The sequence below is a fragment of the Mesomycoplasma ovipneumoniae genome, from assembly GCF_038095995.1.
GTDB classification, from domain to species: domain Bacteria; phylum Bacillota_I; class Bacilli_A; order Mycoplasmatales; family Metamycoplasmataceae; genus Mesomycoplasma; species Mesomycoplasma ovipneumoniae_F.
In genome coordinates this window covers 1059768-1079830 of record NZ_CP146005.1, presented here as the reverse complement: position 1 = coordinate 1079830, position 20063 = coordinate 1059768, and the positions used below count along the sequence as shown (strand labels likewise).

General features: G+C 27.3%; 11 protein-coding genes. 10 read left to right on the top strand and 1 reads right to left on the bottom strand.

The features are described 5' to 3' along the window. Positions 1–407 precede the first annotated feature (407 nt). The 9 genes from V3249_RS04040 to V3249_RS04000 all read left to right on the top strand — a co-directional run bounded on the left by V3249_RS04040 (position 408) and on the right by V3249_RS04000 (position 17896). The gene (locus tag V3249_RS04040; protein ID WP_341517526.1) at positions 408–2504 is read left to right on the top strand and encodes a S8 family serine peptidase; all 2097 of its coding nucleotides are present in this window, start codon (positions 408–410) and stop codon (positions 2502–2504) included. Further along, positions 2494–3918, top strand: a complete 1425-nt coding sequence (locus V3249_RS04035) for a hypothetical protein (protein ID WP_333503644.1) — start codon at positions 2494–2496, stop codon at positions 3916–3918. The genes V3249_RS04040 and V3249_RS04035 overlap by 11 nt, the downstream gene beginning before the upstream one ends. Before the next feature lie 636 nt (positions 3919–4554). Beyond that, positions 4555–6036 (top strand): hypothetical protein, encoded by a 1482-nt coding sequence (locus tag V3249_RS04030; protein ID WP_341517525.1) that lies wholly within the window; start codon positions 4555–4557, stop codon positions 6034–6036. A 788-nt stretch (positions 6037–6824) separates the two neighbouring features. Next, a complete protein-coding gene (locus V3249_RS04025) occupies positions 6825–8993 on the top strand; it encodes a putative immunoglobulin-blocking virulence protein (RefSeq protein ID WP_341517524.1) in 2169 nt (722 codons plus the stop codon). 23 nt (positions 8994–9016) lie between these two features. Continuing rightward, positions 9017–11488: an Ig-specific serine endopeptidase MIP gene (mip, locus tag V3249_RS04020; RefSeq protein WP_341517523.1), complete on the top strand. Its 2472-nt coding sequence runs from the start codon at positions 9017–9019 to the stop codon at positions 11486–11488. Between the two features lie 191 nt (positions 11489–11679). Continuing rightward, positions 11680–13566 carry an AAA family ATPase gene (locus V3249_RS04015; protein ID WP_341517522.1) on the top strand — a complete coding sequence of 629 codons (1887 nt, stop codon included), beginning with the start codon at positions 11680–11682 and terminating at the stop codon, positions 13564–13566. Next, positions 13553–14440 (top strand): hypothetical protein, encoded by an 888-nt coding sequence (locus tag V3249_RS04010; RefSeq protein ID WP_341517521.1) that lies wholly within the window; start codon positions 13553–13555, stop codon positions 14438–14440. Before V3249_RS04015 ends, V3249_RS04010 begins: the two co-directional genes overlap by 14 nt. Positions 14441–14979: 539 nt before the next feature. Next, positions 14980–16449, top strand: a complete 1470-nt coding sequence (locus tag V3249_RS04005; protein ID WP_337896807.1) for a hypothetical protein — start codon at positions 14980–14982, stop codon at positions 16447–16449. 1 nt (position 16450) lies between these two features. Beyond that, complete coding sequence (locus V3249_RS04000) at positions 16451–17896, top strand: hypothetical protein (protein WP_341517520.1); 1446 nt, start codon at positions 16451–16453, stop codon at positions 17894–17896. A 333-nt stretch (positions 17897–18229) separates the two neighbouring features. Here the strand turns inward: V3249_RS04000 and V3249_RS03995 are convergent, their stop codons facing one another. Then, positions 18230–19042 carry a hypothetical protein gene (locus tag V3249_RS03995; RefSeq protein WP_337896805.1) on the bottom strand — a complete coding sequence of 271 codons (813 nt, stop codon included), beginning with the start codon at positions 19040–19042 and terminating at the stop codon, positions 18230–18232. Between the two features lie 287 nt (positions 19043–19329). Between V3249_RS03995 and V3249_RS03990 the strand changes: the two genes are divergently transcribed. Beyond that, positions 19330–19776, top strand: coding sequence for a hypothetical protein (locus tag V3249_RS03990; protein WP_318050980.1), 447 nt, complete (start codon positions 19330–19332; stop codon positions 19774–19776). Positions 19777–20063 lie beyond the last annotated feature (287 nt).

The following is a 20063-nucleotide window of genomic DNA, read 5'->3' as shown; positions in this document are numbered from 1 at the left end:
TCAATTTTGCATTTTTCTTTTTTTAAGTTTCCCAGTTTGACAAGATAATTTTGAAAAAGTGTCTGTTTTTAGGGACTTTTTTAATTTTTCTGGCAAAAGTTAATTACAATTTTTTTACCGTTTTATTAGGATATCAAAATAAAAATCATACCTATTTAAATATTTAGATCACAAAATTATGAACACTCCCATAGAAAAATTAACAAAATTACTGCACTCAAAATCACTGATAAAAAACTAGTTGCCTGATTTTTTCCTACTAATTTTTATTTAGTTTTTATAACAACTTTTATTGAATCACAACTATTTTTTGATATAATTAATTAATTAATAAAAAGATGAATTACAAATTTCTTAGTTGATATAAGTTAGATAGAAAATAAAATTTATAATAAGGTTTGGCTTTTATGGCTAAAAAATTTAAAAAATTTGCATTATATTTTTTTGGTTTTACTTCAATTCCATTAATTTACAGTTCGCTGCTTATAAATTGAAATAATAATAATAATAATAATAATAATAATAATAAGCAATATTGATATTCTACAAACTTTAGTAATAAAATCGATGTAAGAGAACCTTTTATTAAAAAGTTAAATAAATCGTCAAAAGTTGAAAATCTAGATAATAATTTTGAATTAAAATTATTATTAAATCCTGACTTTTTAGATACTGATTCTAAAAAAATAACTTCTTTTAATATTGATTTTTTAGAAAAAATTAAAAAGTTAAACTTAAAATATAAAGAAGCAAAATACAGCGAAATGTTACCAATTGTTTGGTTTTATTTTGATACTGAAAATGATCGAGAATTTTTTGTTAAAAATTCCTTAGAAAATTCTACTATCAGTCGATTTATTGTTTATAAAAATGAAGAAAAAGATGTACAAACAAGATATGTTGAAATGCTAGATGATAGTTATGAATTAAATACTTATCAGTTAAATAATAATTATATTAATGATTGACTTTTTAACAACTCGTTAGACAGAAATATTTCAATAGTAAATTTTCAAAAACAAGCAGCAAAAGACAATGGAACTCAAAATAAAATCACCTCAAAGGTTGGCGCTATAGAATTAGGAGACAAATTTGACCCAAATTTTAATGTATATTTTAATGAAAATCAATTAACTATAAACGATCTAGTTTCGCATAGATCGGATCAAACGAAAAAACGATCTCATTCAACGCTAGTTTCGTTAATTTTAGGCGGCAAAGCAGGTGTTGATAAAAAGTCGGATTTGTATTTATCAATATATAAAACAGATGCTGAATGACAAAAAGCAATCGAATGAATGGTTGTCACTAAAGGCGTGAAGGTAATAAATCACAGCTATGGAAATGGGAATGCGCATTTTGTAGACTACAACGAGAATACGTATTTACTTGATTTTTTAGCAAGAAAATACGGCGTAATTAATGTCTTTGCCGCAGGCAACAGCGCTGATGAAACTGACAAAAATACAGATGGTTATAATCCATGAATTGATGAAAATAGTTTATCACTAAATTCAATAGTGGTTGGAGCGCTCGAAGATAATTCTAGTAATTTTAACATAGCAAAAAATAAAATAGCTCCTTATTCTAATTTTAAAACTAGTGATGAATACTCGCAATTTTCTAAACCCTTAGTTGTAGCACCAGCGGAGATTTATAATGTTTTTTATGATGAAAATCAATTCAACAATGGTAAAAGATATGTGCGTGGAACTAGTTATGCAGCCCCTATTGTAACCGGATTAATATCAACACTTTTAAGAGAAAAACCAAATTTAGATTATAATGATTATAGAATTCCGGCAGTAAAATCGATTCTTTCTGTTTCTGCAATAAGTCCAAATCATACTGGTTTGGTCAAAAAAAAGAATGGTTATTATGAAAAGTATGGGGCTGGAACCCCTGATTTTGAAAAAATGAAAAAAGCAGTAGATAATATCGCTTTTATTTCCGGCAATAAAGAAAATGTGGGCAAAAGTATTTTTACTAGCGATAAGTTTTGAGTTAATTCAAATCAGCGAATTAAATCCTCTTTGTCTTGAATGTTTAATGCTGGTATTCTAAAAAATAAGGAAGACTACAAAATAGGGCAAAATATACCTAGTTGATGGTGATTTTTACCGCCAATTACCGGGGTTGTATCTGGGCTATTTAATATTACAGTTCCTATTCAAGCCGCAACTGGTTTAGGTCTAGCTGATATGTATAAATGATCATCAGATCATCTTAACACACAATGATTGTCATTAAAAGCAACTAAAAACCGACAAAATAATAAAATTGTTTCTGATTATGATCTTTACTTACAAAAATTAAATTCATATGGCAAATGAGTTACTGTTGCATCATCTAATAGTGACCTAGGTAATGATGAATTAATAGATTTTAAGTCAAATGAATCTGGTTATTATCGGATTAATGTTTGAAATTATAGATCTTCCGTTTTTGAAAATTCGGTGGATGACAAATTAGCTGTTTCTTATTTGGTAGACAATGAAAATTAAATACTTTTTTAGTAAATTTATAGTTATAGGTTCCTTAACTTTACCATTTTTTTTGAGTTCATGTGGCCAGTTTTTTAATTTCATTTTTACTAGTCCAAGCCCAGATCGTGATGATGATAAATATAAAAGATACTATTTGTTAAATTTATTGGAAGAACATTATGAAGATAATAATGTAAAAAGGGCGACATTTTCCCCATTAAATTTTTTTTATTCTTTGCAAGAAGAAAAAAAAGACAAAAATAAAAGCCAAAATACAACCCAAAATTATTTTCTTGGTCAGAGTGACTCATTCTATATTTATAATCTTGAAGAATTTCAAGAAAAGATAGTTGACAAATCCAAAGAAATTACAAAAGACGCCAATATAGATCGTTTTGTTAGCGCTGCTTCAATAAAAAAAGAATTTGAAGAAAAATTTTTAAATGGCACAACAATAGAAGAAACACTTAAGAAGAACAATATTTTAATTATTGAGCATTTTGGCGAAAAAGACGAGTTATATGCAGAACAATATTATTTTCATGATAAAGTGAAGGGTTATATAAATATAACTCCTTTTCAAGCGAAAAATGTTCATTTTTTTCAGGTTATGAATTTAGGGATTGAACCAGTGTTTAATCCATATTTTACGGTTATTTTATATCCCAAACACAAAAAAATTATTTTTGACCATGATCGTAATGCAACTTTCGAAAAAACTGTAAATAAAACTAGAAAAATTTACCGCGAGCTTGAAAAAAGGTATTTTCTTCCGAATTATTTAAAAAATAAAACATTTTATGAAATTTCTGATGAAATTAAGTCTATCCAAAAGAAAAATAAAATTCAATTTTTTAAATTAAAGCAACCGTACGATAAAGTTGCTGAAAAACTCGACCCTTGAGTCAATAATTTTTTTGAAAATAAACAAGCAATAATTAAAAATTTAGAAGAATTTAAAGATAAAATAATTAATCGTATTTCAAAATTGGACCCAAGTTTAAAAATAGATGAAAATGAATTTACAAATGATTTTGAAACGAAAGTATTTAGTGGAAAAAAGCTAGAAGAAATCTTTAAAAATTCAAATATTTTTATATATGAAACATGAGAAAAATTTGTCTATGGTTCTCCGCAATCTTATTATTTAAATTCTGGTAATAAATCAACAACAGTAGAATTTGAAAAAATAATCATTACAAATGAAGAAAATAACAATATTTTTTTACAACCTATTAGCCATTCAGATTATGATTTTGATGCTTTTTCGGGTTTTTTCCCGTGGTCAAAATTTAATAAAGTTGCTTTTCAAATTTTGGTAGTTCCAAAAGAAAAAAATATTATTTTTAATAAAAACATTAATCGTCTTAAAACAATCGAATCAGTAATAAAAAATTATTTACCAGAATGAAAAATGGAAAAAACGGGTTAGTACAGATTTATTTTCCATAGATTTATCAAACTTTTTTGCCAAATCATTATTAAATTGTTTTATATACATGCAAAATTGATTTATTGTGTCAATTTTGCATGTTTCTTTTCCCCGAGTTTCCCAGTTTGATAAGGTAATTTTAAAAAAGTCTCAGTTTTTAGGGACTTTTTTAATTTTTCTTAGCAAAAGTTAATTACAATTTTTTTACTGTTTTATTAAGATATCAAAGTAAAAACCATATCTATTTTAAATATTTAGATTGCAAAATTATGAACACCCCCGTAGAAAAATTAACAAAAGTGCTACAATCAAAATCATTGATAAAAAACTAGTTGGCTGATTTTTTCTATTAATTTTTATTTAGTTTTTATAACAACTTTTATTGAATCACAACTATTTTTGATATAATTAATTATGAATAAAAAGATGATTTAGAAATTTCTTAGATGATATAAGTTAGATAGAAGGCAAAATTGAATTAATAACAAATATATTGATGTTATGCAAACTTTAGTAATAAAACCCATTTTAGGTCAAACGAATCTGGTTATTATCAGATTAATGTTTGAAATTATAGATCTTCCGTTTTTGAAAATTCGGTGGATGACAAATTAGCACTTTCTTATTTGGTAGACAATGAAAACTAAACTAATTCTTACTAAATTTTTGGGAACAACCCTTTTAATTCCGGCATTTTTTTTAACCTCCTGCGGAAATTTAATTCATTTTATTACTAAACAAATTTTTAACATAGATGAGGAAATTAACAATCCGAAAAATTATAATTCTAACTATTTTTTAAATTTACTAGCGAAACATTATGAAGAATTTAATGCAAAAAATGGTACTTTTTCAGCCTTAAATCTGTTTTATAATCAACCCCAAGGAAAACGGGACAAAAATTTATTCCTTGGCGAACAAGATATAATAACAATTGAAAACCTAGAGCAATTTGAAAAAAATATTATTAATAGAACGGAAGAAATTATAAAAAATAATCCTAATTTTGCCAAATTTAATACTTCTGAACTCAAGTCAGAATTTGAAGACAAATTTCTAAAGGGAGAGCCTCTTGAAAAAGTATTAGAAAAAAACAATATTATAATAGACGAAAATGTCAGAAATTGAATGCAGACTCGTGTTAGCCACTATTATTTTGAAGAAAATGGTTCTTCAAACATTATAGCCACAAGACTTGTACCAGATTATGTTATAGAAGGAGAATTAGTTCAACCCGCTATGAATTTTCCTGATTCGCCTTTTTTTAATGTTATAGTCTACCCTAAAAATAAAACAATCACTTTTAGGGAAATTGACGGAGGAATTTACACCGACGATAACATTATAGATTATGAAGAACAGAAAAAATTGAAAATATTAATTGAAAGAGAAGCTAGAAAAATTTATAATAAACTTGCAAAAAAGTATAATTTGCCAAAAAACAAGATTAGTACTTATTCATCATCTTTTATATTTGATATTATCGATTTTAGCCAAAAAATTAATAATATTAAAACCTTAAAGCCAAAAATTCTTGATTTAATTACAAATAAAATTAATCCTTGATCTAACAGTTTTTTACCAAAAAAACATGCAATTATTAAAAATATTGACGAATTTAAGGCAACAATTATTGAGCGAATTTCAAAATTAGATCCTAAATTAAAAATTGACCAAAATGATCTAATTTCTGATTTTGAACAAAAATTTCTAAACAGCGAAAAACTTGGTGAATTTCTAAAAAATAATAATATTTTTATTTACGAAACTTGGGAGCGAATTGGTTATGAATCATTTTGAAGGTTGACTCCCGACCCTATACCGGATCCTGCTGATGTTCCAAGAAGAGTGGAATGAGAAAAATTACTTCTTAGAAAAACGGAAAATAATAATATTTTTTTGACAACAATTTTTCAAACGGATTTAACACTAAATTTTGTTAGAAGCCCTGAATCTAGTTTTGATAAAGTGGCTTTCCAAATCTTGGCTTTTCCTAAGGATAAGAATATTGTTTTTGATAAAAATGTTAGCCGGCTTGAACTAATTGATGATTTAAAAAACAATTATTTAGATAAATATGAAGAAAAAGACAAACAAACAGTAAATAACGACGTATAAGTTTAAATTAGTAGAAAAAATCAGACAAATAGTTTTTCATTTATAGTTTTGATTGTACACTTTAGTTAATTTTTTCTATCATGTTCATTTTAAAAGATTTGGAGAAATTAATTTAGGTTGTGTGGCGACTTGACTCTTTATATACAAATAACATTAATTCCTAAATTATGCGAGTTTCCCAGTTTGATAATGTAATCTTAAAAAGTGTCGGGTTTTAGGGACTTTTTTAATTTTTTTGGCAAAAGTTAATTACAATTTTTTTACTATTTTATTAAGATATCAAAATAAAAATCATACCTATTTCAAATATTTAGACCGCTAGCAAACTCAGAAAAATATTTTAAAAAACACTTAAAATGACTAAACAACAGAAACAAACTACCATAAGTTGGCAAAATTTAAATCCTTTTGAACTTCTTTTTGTATAAAATATTCATTTTTTACTTGAAAAAAATTATTAATGGTTTAAAATTTTTAATATATACTTGAACTTTCTATAAAAAATCACATTTTAAAAAAGCAAGTTGGCATATTAATTTATACTAAGGCCCCCCTTTTTAAAATTTTTCATTTTAAAATTTCACTACGAGGTGTTTCTTAAATTTAAAAAAATATAGACAAAATTATTAATTTGACTGTTTTTGGCAAAAATAATTAAATTAATAATAAAAGGACAATTAAAACTACATAAACTAACAAATTCAAAATTTGTAGTATCTTTTTTATTTTTTAAAATAAAAAATTTGTATAATTATTATATCCTATATGAAAAGTAATAAGGAGGAAATATGCAAATTTATGTTCCAAGAAGAAGAAAATTAATAATTTTAGCCTCATCCGCTATGGTTTTAATTGGAGGTTCTTTTGTTAGTTCCTTAGTTAATAATTTTATTAGCTCCACTAATGAAATTCACTATAGTTCTTCGTCTCCTTCAATTGTAATTAAAAATAATCCAAATGATTTAACTTATGTCTCACCGGTTGTCAATTCCGATTTTAAACCTCAAGAAAATAACGGCCCTAAAGTGGATTTAGTTAAGCCAAAAGAAGAAACACCCAAACCAATAATTAAACAAGAAATTCCTAAAGAAACAAAAATAAAAGATCCGGTAGTTATAACCAAAAAAGAAACTCCGATTCAGAAAATTTCGACGCCACGTCGCTCTCTCTCTCTCTCTCTCTCTCCTCCTAGGAAATCTGCAGAGATTTCAACCCCAAATACTCAAACTAAATCACCAGTAATTGTTCAAAATTCATCGCCAGTTCCGACAACTCGCCAAAATCCGGTTCCTGGCGTTTCTCAGTCAAGAATTCAGTATGCCCTTGAAAGATATAGAAAAGGTCTTGCTGCCGAAATAAAAACTATTGAATCTCGAGTTGCAAACCTGCAAGCCGAAGTCGATGAAATTGAACGCTCCTATAAAGAAGATTTTGATAAAGATCACATTCGCGGTAAAATTCCTAAAACTGATGCAGGACGAGATCTCTGAAAAGAAGCCTATCAAAGACAAATTGATCTTCCTAGATATAATTTAAATCGCGAAAAACAGTATTTAGAATATTTAAAAAACCTTCCAGAAAAAACTTCCCTCACTTTGCAAGAGCTAAAATCACTTAGACAAGGCCTGGTTCCTTCGCTTGATTCGATTAATGTCTGAGAATATGAAGATGAAAGTAAAAATCCAACCTTAAATAGACTAAAAAAACATAACCAAAGCCGTACTTTTAATACTCCAAGTTGGTATTCTTTAAGTCCGTGGAATATTTCTAATGGCGAATTTCCCGGTTGGACAAAATCTGATGTAAGTTCTCAGTTTTCTTCAGTAATAGGTAGCAATTTTACTAATTCAATTAAGGTTTATGAATACAAGCCTAATTCAGATAATGAAGATAAAAATCGCCAGCCTTTAAAATTAATTCAACTTGATGCTAATGATAATAATGCCTTTGAGAAATTTCAAGAAATTATGGCAAAAATTTCACAAAAAGACAGCAAAGTTCAAGCCATAAGAATAAAAAATATTGGCGAAGCTAACTCTTTACAGAACGCTTCAAGTATTCTTGAAGCTATTCCTAGTCAAATTAATACAGTTTCAGTATTTTTAAATAATATAAATGCCACTAAGTCCTTACGTGGTCTTGAAAATAAAAAATTAAAAGAACTGTCAATTTATACAGAAATTAATTCAGTAAGTGATGAGTGAAGTATTAATCCTAATGGTCTAAAAAATGTTGATTTTATTAGTTTTGACTATAATAATCAAGCAACTTTTGGTCGATCTCAAGGGAAAATCGGCGGTTCAATAGTTTTTTCAGGCCTAAGATGAGAAAAAGGTGACACTGTTGAAAAAATTAACGAGGGTCTCTCGATAGTTTTTGACTCAAAAATTAATCAGCGAGTTTTCCAAGGAAATTTTGGTGGAAAAGGCGGATGGCCAACCACACTTGACTTTTCAGAAACAGATGTAAATACTTTTAAAGATATAAAATTTGCTGACTTTGATAAAACTTTTAACGAAAAAGTTAAAAATTGGCAAGATGACCCATTTGCTCAGGAAAATTATACTGGCTTTAGAAAATTAAAGTTCACCAAATTAATAATTAAAGGATCAAATTCTAATGGTGCAAATAGTCTAAACTTTAAATTTTCTGATCTAGATGGTGCCCAATTTACTGAAAGATTTTCAGAATCTGTTCCTGGAAGTAGTCCAAGAGTTGATGTAAAAATTGACGGACGCCAAATTAATTCTTACCCTGTTTATATTTCTGGATCACCAACAGGCGACTCAATTGAACAACTACGCAAATTCATTAGCGTTGCAAATGGATCAGGAAATAATATAAGCCAAATTTTTGTAGAAACTGAAGAAGCAAAAAGACAAATTGGCTCAACAATTGGAACAGCTCAAGTTCTTGTTGGCAGTCAAAACAGCTCAAGTTCTTCTGGGCTTGTCTAATTTAATTTTTTTGGAGGTGAAATATGAAAAAAAATAATTTTTTAGTAAAAAACAAAGCACTTTTCTTACTTTTTGGACTTGGATTAAGTAGTTTTGTTTTTTATTCATGTACAACTAACAACGAAATTAAAGTCGAGCAACCAAAAAAAGATCCAAAATCAGGGGGTAGCGGTCAATCAAGCACCGAAACTCAACAGCCAAAATTTGATCAAAACACCCAAAAAAGTTTTGAAGACAAAATAAATACTGCTTATTCAACTTTTGAAGCTAGCTCATCACAGACTTCTTACCAAAATCTTGCAAAAACTCTTGATGAAGTTAAGTCTTCACTGTCTCAATTATTTAAAAATGAAGACTTAGAAAAAAAGCAAATTGACTGAGATAGTGCCAAAAAAACCTTGGATTTTCAGCTCGAAAAAACTAACTACCAAACTGATAATTTAACTAAATTAATAATCGGATCTTTTTTAGATATTCTAAAACCAGTTGAAAAAACAAGGGAATTACCCCGGCCAAGCCAGCCTGAAATCCCCGAAGACCGAGTTAATAAATATTATGAACAACTAAAAACTGTTGCCCCAAAAGGTCAAAATTGAGCAATTGTAAAAGATGGAAAACGAACTGTTGAAGACCAATATCAATACGATTTTCCTGATAATGAATGAAAATATTACCTTGAAAAATACGGTGGTGGCGGGGCTAAAGTCATCGGTCTTGATGACCCTGATGGACTTAGTGATTATCCGCTTGGAAAAACTAAAAAAGTCTCTTCAAATTTAAAATCATCTTTAGATCAAAAAGCCAAGCAAGCAAATCAACCTTTATATGATAATGCTTCGCAGCGAACTTTTGTCTTGCCAAAATATGACAATTCTGGAAAAATAACAGGAATTGATATTCCCGAACATCATAAAGGTGATACTTCCCCGGCAATTCACCTTGATCCTCAGACTGGACAAGTTTTAAGAGGTGGACCTGGAAGAGTTGGTTTGCCACGGATTTTGCCAAACCAAGAATATAAAAAACTGACAAAAAGTGCAATTTCTGTTGCTTTTAGAAATGGTCAATTTTTAAGAACCCACAACGGAAAAGAGGGTGAGCCTGATTATTTACCCCCTAATGAAATAGTTCACTTTAATAATTTGCACAGAGGGACTCTAAATATTATCGACTATAAAAAAGAAGAGGGCAATAAATATCCTCTAACTTGGTATTTTATTACAAATGCACACGTTTTAAATCGACTTCAAGTTGCAAATGATTATCATGAAGGTAAAATTTATGGCCGTGATGATGATGCTTATAACACGCATAACCGTCAATATAACACATGAAGTCTTGTTTTTACAAAAATTAAAAATTCTGTCAGCCTAAATAATATAATGCCAACAACTGGCGAATCTCGGCATGAAGATTATTATGATACAGTAAATCTTACCGTGCGAACAAAAGATACAAATATTCATAATGCTGGAAAAAAACTTGAAAGTTCAAAAAATTTTGCTGTAATTGATGATCAACTTAACAATAACCAAGCAATTCCAGAAAATGCTGAACTAAATGTTAGAACAATTGTCTTTGGCTCAAATGTTTTTGACAAAAAACTAGGTGACTTTACAAATCAAGAAAAATACAAAAATATGCAAGAATTGCTTGATTTTGCAATTATGGAAGTCACCTTTGACAACGAAGAGCAAGCAAAAATAATCACAAAAGACTGGTATGATGAACACCAAGACCAAAAAACCAACAACAAATCAACAGCAATTACTTCTGATGCTGACTTTTTAAAAGATGAACAATATGAAAAACTGCCAGCAAATCAGTTTTATGGTCTAGGTTTTCCACTTACAGAAGCAGAAACACATCAAACTTTAAATGAATTTAAAAATAAAAATGCTTGAGAATCAAGAAAACATAGCGTTAGTCCTTATGTAAATAAAGACAATGGTCTCTATTTTAATCAAGATCCAACTAGTCAACAGTGGAAAGACGGTGGCGATCTTTCTTGGTCAAGATCTTATCGCTCATTTATGAATAAGCCTGGGTTGACTGATATTTTTATTGCAATGCCTTATGTAAGTAATGGTTTTATTAAAATTACTAAATTTGATTCATCAAAAAATGTATTTAGTCATACTCCTTATTTATTTTGAGGTTTAGGCACTTTGCTTGATAATTTCACCGGTGGGGGAGGAATGTCAGGAACTGGAATATATAAAGATAATAAACTATATTCATTAGTTTTTGCAACTGATCCGCGCGCTTCAACTGCTGTTAGTTTAAATTTAAGATCATATGGTAATGACTATAAAGGTTATTATGGAACTTATAATTTACCAAAATATGACCTAATTTATGGCTCAAAACACCAGCGAAAATCATATTTTCAAGCAATGCAAGAACTTTATAAAAATAAAGGAATTAAAACTTATCTCTTTCCAAATGGCTTTGAAGACTCACAGAAAGTTGATGTTTTTGGTGACTGAAAATAGTTAAAATAATATAAAAATCATTTATTGACGTCTTTAATTGTCAAAAATTTATGCTATAATTTCCTTAGGTTAATTTTTCCAAACAGCCCTAAAATTTATAGGGTTTCTTGAATTGCAAAACAATAGAAAAAACTAGACACGGTTTTTTCTATTGTTTTAATCTATAAAAAAACTTAATAACTAAGAGAATTATGGCTAGAAAAACAAAAGAAAAACTAAAAACTGAAAATATTGCAAAAAAACTTACAGAAGAACAACAAAATGTTGTTAATTTAGCATTAAAAGGTGAAAATATCCTAGTTGATGCTTGTATTGGAAGTGGGAAAACATCAGTAATTCAAGTTCTCTGTGACAAATTTCCTATTGATAAAAAAATTTTATACTTAACTTACAATAAGCTATTAAAAATTGAAGCTAAAAACAAGATTAAAAACAAAAATGTTAAGGTACAAAATTATCACGGATTTGCATACGGATTTTTGCGAAGAAATGGTATTAATTCTTCTTCTGCAGATTCAATTAGAATATTTTTAAGAAATAACATTTCTGTTGGCGCTTATGATGTTCTATTAATTGATGAATATCAAGATATTACTGAAGAAATATCTTTGTTATTGGAAAAAATAAAACAAGAAAATCCTAACATACAAATTGTTGCTGTTGGGGATATGAGTCAGAAAATTTACGATAACACAAAATTAAATGTTACTGATTTTATTGATAAATTTTTAGAATCATATAAACAAATTAGCTTAACATTTTCCTTCAGAATGCCAAAAGAACATGCTAATATGTTAGGGCGAATCTGAGATAAAACAATTAATGGAGTCAACGAAAATTGCCAGATTGAGTATATGGAACTGGAAGAAATTAAGGAATTTTTGTCTACACAAAAACCTGCTGATATCTTATGTTTAGGACCCGGATTTAGTGAAGAAATGGCAGAAGTATTAAACTATCTTGAAGAAAATCATAGTGATATTTTTAATAAAAAAACCGTTTATGCTTCTATAAGAGAAAAAGACGCAAATTTGTCTCCCAAAAAAAATTCAGCTATTTTTACAACATATGATAGCTCAAAAGGATTGGAAAAACCTATTTGTGTTATTTTTAATTTTACCATAAATTATTGAGAAAACCGCTTAGATAAAATTACTGCAAATTATGAAATTGTAAAAAACATATTTTGTGTAGCGGCAAGTAGGGGCAAAGAAAAAATTATCTTTTTAAATCCAAAAGAGTCAATCCCATTATTAAATGAAGAAATCATCAAGCAATACAAAAATTTTAGAAAAAGAGATAATGATTTATTTTTAATGTCTGAAATGTTTGATCACAAGTTTGATATTGATCTTCAAGATATGTTAAAAATGCTTGAAGTAAAAAAAATTAAAACCGAAGATACAAACGAAATAAAAGTACAAACACATGATGATTTAATTGATCTTACACCATGTATAGGGATCTATCTTGAAGCATCTTATTTTGACGGTTGGGATTTAGATAAAGAAATTGAGTTTTTTATCGCAACTAGATATTGAGATTCGCCAAACATGCAAAAAAAGTTAACACTTGAGTATAAAAATTACATCAAAGAAAGAAATTCAATAAAAGATTTAACACTCTTTTTTGTTTATTTGAAAACACAACAAGAAAGATACATTAAACAAACGCAGCCCGATTTTGTTGATGATAATGCTGTTGATCAAATGCATAAAAGATTATCAAAAGTGCTTAAAAAAGACGAAACAATTCAACAAGAATGTTGAATGGACTTTAGTGATAATAATGTTACATTGAAAGCTCAGGGGATTGCTGATGTTATCAAGAATGATATAGTTTATGAACTTAAATTTGTTAGCGATTTAACAACTGCTCATTTTTTACAAACTGCTTCATATATGCTAGCCTTAAAAAAGGAAAAAGGTATATTGTGGAATATTCGAAATAATCAAATGCATGAAATTAGAATCAAAAATAGAGAAGAATTCAGTGAAAAACTTGCACAAACCATTTCAAAAGGAGTTTATAAACCTAAAAGTCAAAGAGAATTTGAGGAATCAGATGGAAGTAATTAAAAAACAAAAAATTACTAAAGTGAATAAAAATATCGCTGTAATTGATGTAGAAACAAACTATGAAAATGAAGTTTTTTCTGTTGGAGTTGTAATTGCTGATAGTGCTAATTTTCAATGATTTGATAAAGAATATTGAATAATAGAAAACAATTTAAAAGTAGGTGCAATGTATGCCCGTAATATTTGAGCTCCTCTTCCCCTTGAATTTAGAGAAGAAATTAATGTTGTTCAAACACGCCAAGAAATGATTGCTCAACTAATTCATTTCTTGAAATTTTATGAAGTAAAAAATTGGTTTTCATATACAACATTTGATTTTAGACATTTGCCTGAATTGCACAAATCATTCGAGCATAACGATATTTCTATATTCGCTAAAAGCAAGCAATTCAACAAACATATCCCATTAAATGCAGAAAAAACTAAAAAAGGCGATTTCAAGCAATTCAACAAACATATCCCATTAAACGTAGAACTAACTAAAAACGGTGATTTAAAAAGAGGATGAAATGCAGAAAATATATACAGAATGTTAACCAAAGATCAAAGTTATGTTGAAACACATAATGCCTTACTTGATGCAATGGATGAATTACGAATTATGGAATTATTAGGTTTAGATATTGAAACATTTCTAAATCCAGATATAAATAAAGAAAAAACAACTAGTCCAAAAAGAATTAATTTAACAAAAGCAAGTTTGAACAAAAAAAGCACTCTTAAAAGTGCAAAAACTGCAAAAAGTACAAAAAGTACAAAAAGTAAAAAAACTACAAAAAGTGGAGCAACTGCAAAAACTAGCAAAAGTACAAAAACTGCAAAAACTGCAAAAAGTACAAAAACTAAAAAAAGTAAGAATTTAATTTTAAATTAATAGACTAGATTTACCGGTATTTTTGCATTTTTATATTCGCTAAAAGTGAATTTTTGTATCAAACTGCCAAACTCAAGATATAAATAAAACACTTTTGCAAAAATTTTTGTTGTAAAAGTGTTTTTATATTTATTTATCATAAATCTAAGTTTTTCTATTAAAATTATAATTTTGTATTTTAATTTTAGTTTTTCTGCTCAAAGCCATTTAAAATTGTTATAATTTATATTGTAGATAATTTACTTCCCATTCATAGTTTAGTTTTTAGTGAAAATATAAAATTTATTCTCGACCATCCTATTCTTTTCCTTCTTTTTAGCTTAAGAAAAAATACATTATTTAGTCATTAAAATTTAATTTTTAAAGATATGAAGGAGGGCTTTGAAAAAACATTGAATTAAACCCTGGAAATTCAGAAAAATCAAATGTAGAATTAATAAGATAAACAGCTGAAAAAACAGGAATTTATCGGTTAGTTGTTAAAAAAAATAAATCCTCTTTGTTTGAAAATTCGATAGATGATGATTTGGCGGTTTCACATGTCATTCAATAACAAAAAATATTTATTTTTAGCACCTTTAATTGTTTTACCGTGGATTTTTCCAGCTATAATTTTTGCCCTTCAAAATAAAAATAATAATTTGTTCACTATAATCATAAACGATAATGAAAATTTAAAATCTAACATTTCTCCCAATAATAATTTGTTCACTATAAACGTAAAGGACAGTGAAGCTTTAAAATCCAACATTTTTTCCTATAATGATTTAATAAGATTGGATAAAAAAGAGACTATTTGACTTAAAAATAGTCTCTGAATGCCGATTTTTTTGAGCGACAATGAAAAAATTCAAGAAATAATCAAAAAATATCTATATTTTGAAGGCGACAATTTTAAAACTTACAACGGCAAAGAATTTGATAAATTGTCTGCCTTTTTCTCCAAAGAGTATGACAAAGCTACTACTGAAGGTGAAAACTTTCAAAAATTAAGTGGAAATTGAAGTTTTGTTGATTACAAAAAAATATTTACTAAAAATTTTTTTATTATCGATGGTCTTAATCAGTATAAGGAATTTTTTAAAAAAACCGATCTCAAAGAACCGTTTTTAAAATACGAAAACGATAATGAATTTTTTGCTAAAAATTTATTTTTTATATATATTAACGGGAAAAAATTAGCTAACCCATTACTTATAAATGAAAAGTATTTACCCACTAATTTGTCCCCTATTAAATTTCTAGCTTATAAAAATCATAATTTTATTATTTCAATACCAGAAAAACTTTTTAATTATAAAGATGTAAGTAAAAATAGGAGAGGAATTCCAGAATTTGAGGATGAATTTGCTGTTTATTTTAAATTTTATCCAAAAGACAATTTCCAAAAAACAAACGAATTATCAACTATAAAATTAAATAAAATTCAGGATTTATATTTGTACAACTTACTAGACAAAACATCACCAGAATTTGTGACTTTTTTAGATTTAATGAACAAAAAAGAGAAAATTTTAGCGAGCAATAATTCGAAGGTAACCACATTATATGGGTCCAAAAATGAACAGTATTCAAAAAATGAACCCAAAACAGAAATTTTTTCAGATTTTGACGATGCAAAACAACTTATTTATAATAAAAATTTATCTAAAAACCTTGAATGAGAAGAAGCATTTCACCTCGCCAATTTATTTATTCCTAGCAAAAATATTCATGAACCTGAAAAATTTAATAAATTCATTCTCAAGTCTCAAAATGTAGATGAAATTTTTCTTGATGAAGTTTTTTATTCAGAAGTTGACAAAAACTCAGGCAAAATTACGCTCTATTCTTTAAACTACAAATCAATTTTTCCAAAAACCTTGAAAAATATTGAAAAATTAAATTATAAAAATTTACTAATGTTTGAAAAAATTGATTTTGGCGATATAAATATTAAAAATGTTGAGTTAAAAACAGTAAATTCACTCGAAGAATTTAATAATATATATAAAAAAACACAAGGCTAGCATGGATTTAAAAAAATATAAAAAAATTTTTCTATTAGGATTTATATTAACTAACCTAGGTGCCGCTACCGCGGTTTCGGTTGCTTTGGCTCTTAATAATAATAATAATTTTATTAGTATCTCAGACACTAAAAAAATAACTGATCTTAATAAACTTTTATGACTAAACAACCCATATTGACATAACATTTTGAAAAAACAACCTCAAAAATTAGATTTATTAATTCAAAAATACTCCCTATTTGAAGACTATTGATTTGATGATTTACGTGAAAATATCGCTTTAAGAAGATTGTCAGGCTTCTTTTATTCTGAGAGCGCTAAAAACAAAGACACAATGGAATTTAATGTTATTTGGGATCAAGGCCAACTAAAAGACAAGAAAATTGCAGACAATTTCGTTGTCTTAGATAATAAAAATGATTTCTTATCCTTTATTTCTAAGTTAAAAATTGAAAAACTAAGTAAAAGAATTTTGTCAACACCTGATTTTTTTGAGAAAAAATCAGTTATTATTTATATACGTCCTCGAGATATTGCTGATGGTTCATCGTTTAATTCAAAATCAAAAATATCATCATTAAATCCTAATCATATTTTCCAAAATAACCAAAATGATGGAAAAACAAGTATTATTTCTTTTGACTCAAAATTCGAACGTTTTTTTCACTCAGGAATAGAGTACAGATATACCGGTTCGCCAAGAGTAAGGCAACCAAGGATGCCAGGAGTAAAGAAACCAAGAGTAATTGTTCCTAGAGTCTCTCTGCGTCCAAATACAACAACTACAGATTTCGATATTTTTTACAAAATTATCGATAAGTCAAGCAAACATGTTTTTGACCGTAATTTAGATATTCATATTAAAAATATCGAAGATCTTGTACTTTACAATAAAATTATTCGCCATAAAGAATCAAATGAGTTTAAAAAATTTCTTTTAAAAAAGCAAGAAATTTTTAGGAAAAACCCTTTTCAACTCACTCGTTTATATGCTATGCAGGAGTTAAATCCATCAAACAAAGGCACTGAAGAAGACCAAATTTTTTCTACATTAGAGCAAACAAAAAAATTCATTAGTGATCATACGCAATTAAAAAACTGGCATTGGGGCGAGGCTTTTCACCCTTCAAATTTGTTCATTAGCAAAGATAACAACTCTGAAGAATTTAATAAATTCATACTGAAAAAACAAAATCCAAAAATTATTTTTGACGATCAGATTTTATATTGAAAGATAGACAAAGATATAATTAAAATTTATACCTTCAATTATAAAGATTTATTTCCTAATTTTGCAGTTGAACCAGATAATTTTACAATAAATGATCTCCAAAAATTTGAAAAAATAGATATTGGAAATACTGATATTAAAAAGATAGAGTACATAAAAATCAAAACATTAGAGGAATTTAACTCATTGCATAATCAAATAACAGCAGCTTAATTTTAGTTTTGACAAAATCATTAAAAAACCGCCAATATTTTATCATATTATGGCGGTTTTTTTATTAAGACAGATTCTATGAACTGGAAAACAAGAATAAAATTTAGATATTTTGATTAAATAAATAGATATTTTGTTGGCCAAATTACTAGTTATAATTATAAATTCCTGGAATAAATTGGGGCTATAGGATTTAAGCACAAAGCAGCAAAATATCTCAACTAAGCAACACCAAAAGTTAAATCTAATGAAGCAAAGTTGCAAATATTAGAGACTTTTTGTTCAACATTTCCAAGTTAAAAAGATAAAGATTTAAAAAACTTATCTAAAATTTTAAGAAAAGGTAGATGTAAATTTTATATTATCAAGACTATCAATTTTATTTTTGTCAATTACAAGAACATAACTTTTAAACCAATCATCGTAGCCTATTGCTTGAACAATCGCAGATCTTTTACGGTAGTCTTGGAATTTCCATTTTAGTTCTATTGTTTTTGTATTTTCATTAAAATTAAAATCAACAAGATTTAGCCCTTTTGCTCTCCGGTCGCCTCAAGAACCAGAAAGTTCACTAACATAATTATTTAAAATGATTGCATCTTTATTTGATAAATCAATTGTTTTACTTAAATCATTAATCTCTTTTTCATCAAGAAATCCAATAACAGGTTTATCACTTGTTGAGAATAATTTTTGCTTATTAGGTATAATTAAGTCAATAAGATCTTGCGTATTTTTAATTAAATAACTGTTATCTAATTGCTTATTATTTTCACTTTTCTGGCTTTTATTTTTAAACAAAAACTCTTTTTTATTAAGATCATTTTCATCAATAAATACATACTCATCTCTAAAATCATTGAAACTCAATGAGTTTTTAGAGTCCATTTTTGTTTTTAATTCTTCATCAGTTAATTTATTGATGTTATCTATAAAAAAACGAGGATAGTCACCTTCAAATGTTAAGACATTCTTTTTATCATTTCAAAATTGATATTCACTTATTTTTGCCAACTGTTGTTGATTTTGAACATCATAAATATAAATCAAGTACCCACCGACGGCAACTAAAATTGAGCTTTGAATTCAAAACCAGGTTCCAAGGGAGAAAAAAGTTCAAAAATTTCTTTTACTATTTTTTGACATAAGCTATACCACCTCAGGAAATTGTTTTTATTTTGTGAATTACATAATTAATTATAACATTACTTATAAAATAAAGTCAAATTTACAAAAAAAATGTAGTTTTATATCAAAAAATTTAAAAAATTGCACTTTTTAAATTTTTATTTTATGCTTTATTTGGAGCATCAAATATTTCCGACTCAAAATTTACAATGTTTTTAAAGTCTAAATTACAGAACACCAGGAACTTAAAATTTAAAAATAAATTTGTAGGTTTTAAACAAGAATAGACTATAATTTATTATATTATGACAATTAGTAAAACAAGAAAACCTGTGGACAATTTGAAAAATTTAGTTTTTTTGTCACTAGCAACACGTCTTATTAAATTTATATTAGGCGTTACTTTATTTTTCTTATTTGCCATTCCTGCCCTTAGAAAAGTATTTTCAAATCGCGAATCAATTATTGTTGGTTCTGAATTTTTAGCAACTATGATTGTTTGAATTTTTGTTACTCTTGTAAACCGAGTTTTAACGATTACTTATATTGTAAAAATAAGTTTCCCTAACAAAATTTTTATAGATATAGAGCAAAATTCAGCAAAATTACAAAAACTTTCAGTAATTAAAGTTACTGCAATTGTTGGCTTTTTCATACCATTATTCGATGTATTTTCAATGATAATGTTTTTAGTTTTTGCCCACAACGACAAAAAAGAATCACTAGACAATGCCACTCCAAAAATAGCATAAGTCAAATTAAAAGTTTTAAAAAATTAGAAATTACACTTCGTTAAGAAATCAATACCAAACATTAAAACGTTTTTATGGCGGCTTTAGTGTTTGGTATTAGTTTAAAATAGAGCTGTTTTAAAGTCAAAAATCGCATTATTAATTTTTTTTACTAATTTGCTTGGAAATTTTTTTCTTTCTGATATAATTTTTAAGGCAATACATAGAGATAATAACTGTCAGAATGACTTAATTTGTTGTTTGAATGTATTTTCAAAGTATTGCTCCTAAAACAGAAAGGAGTCTAG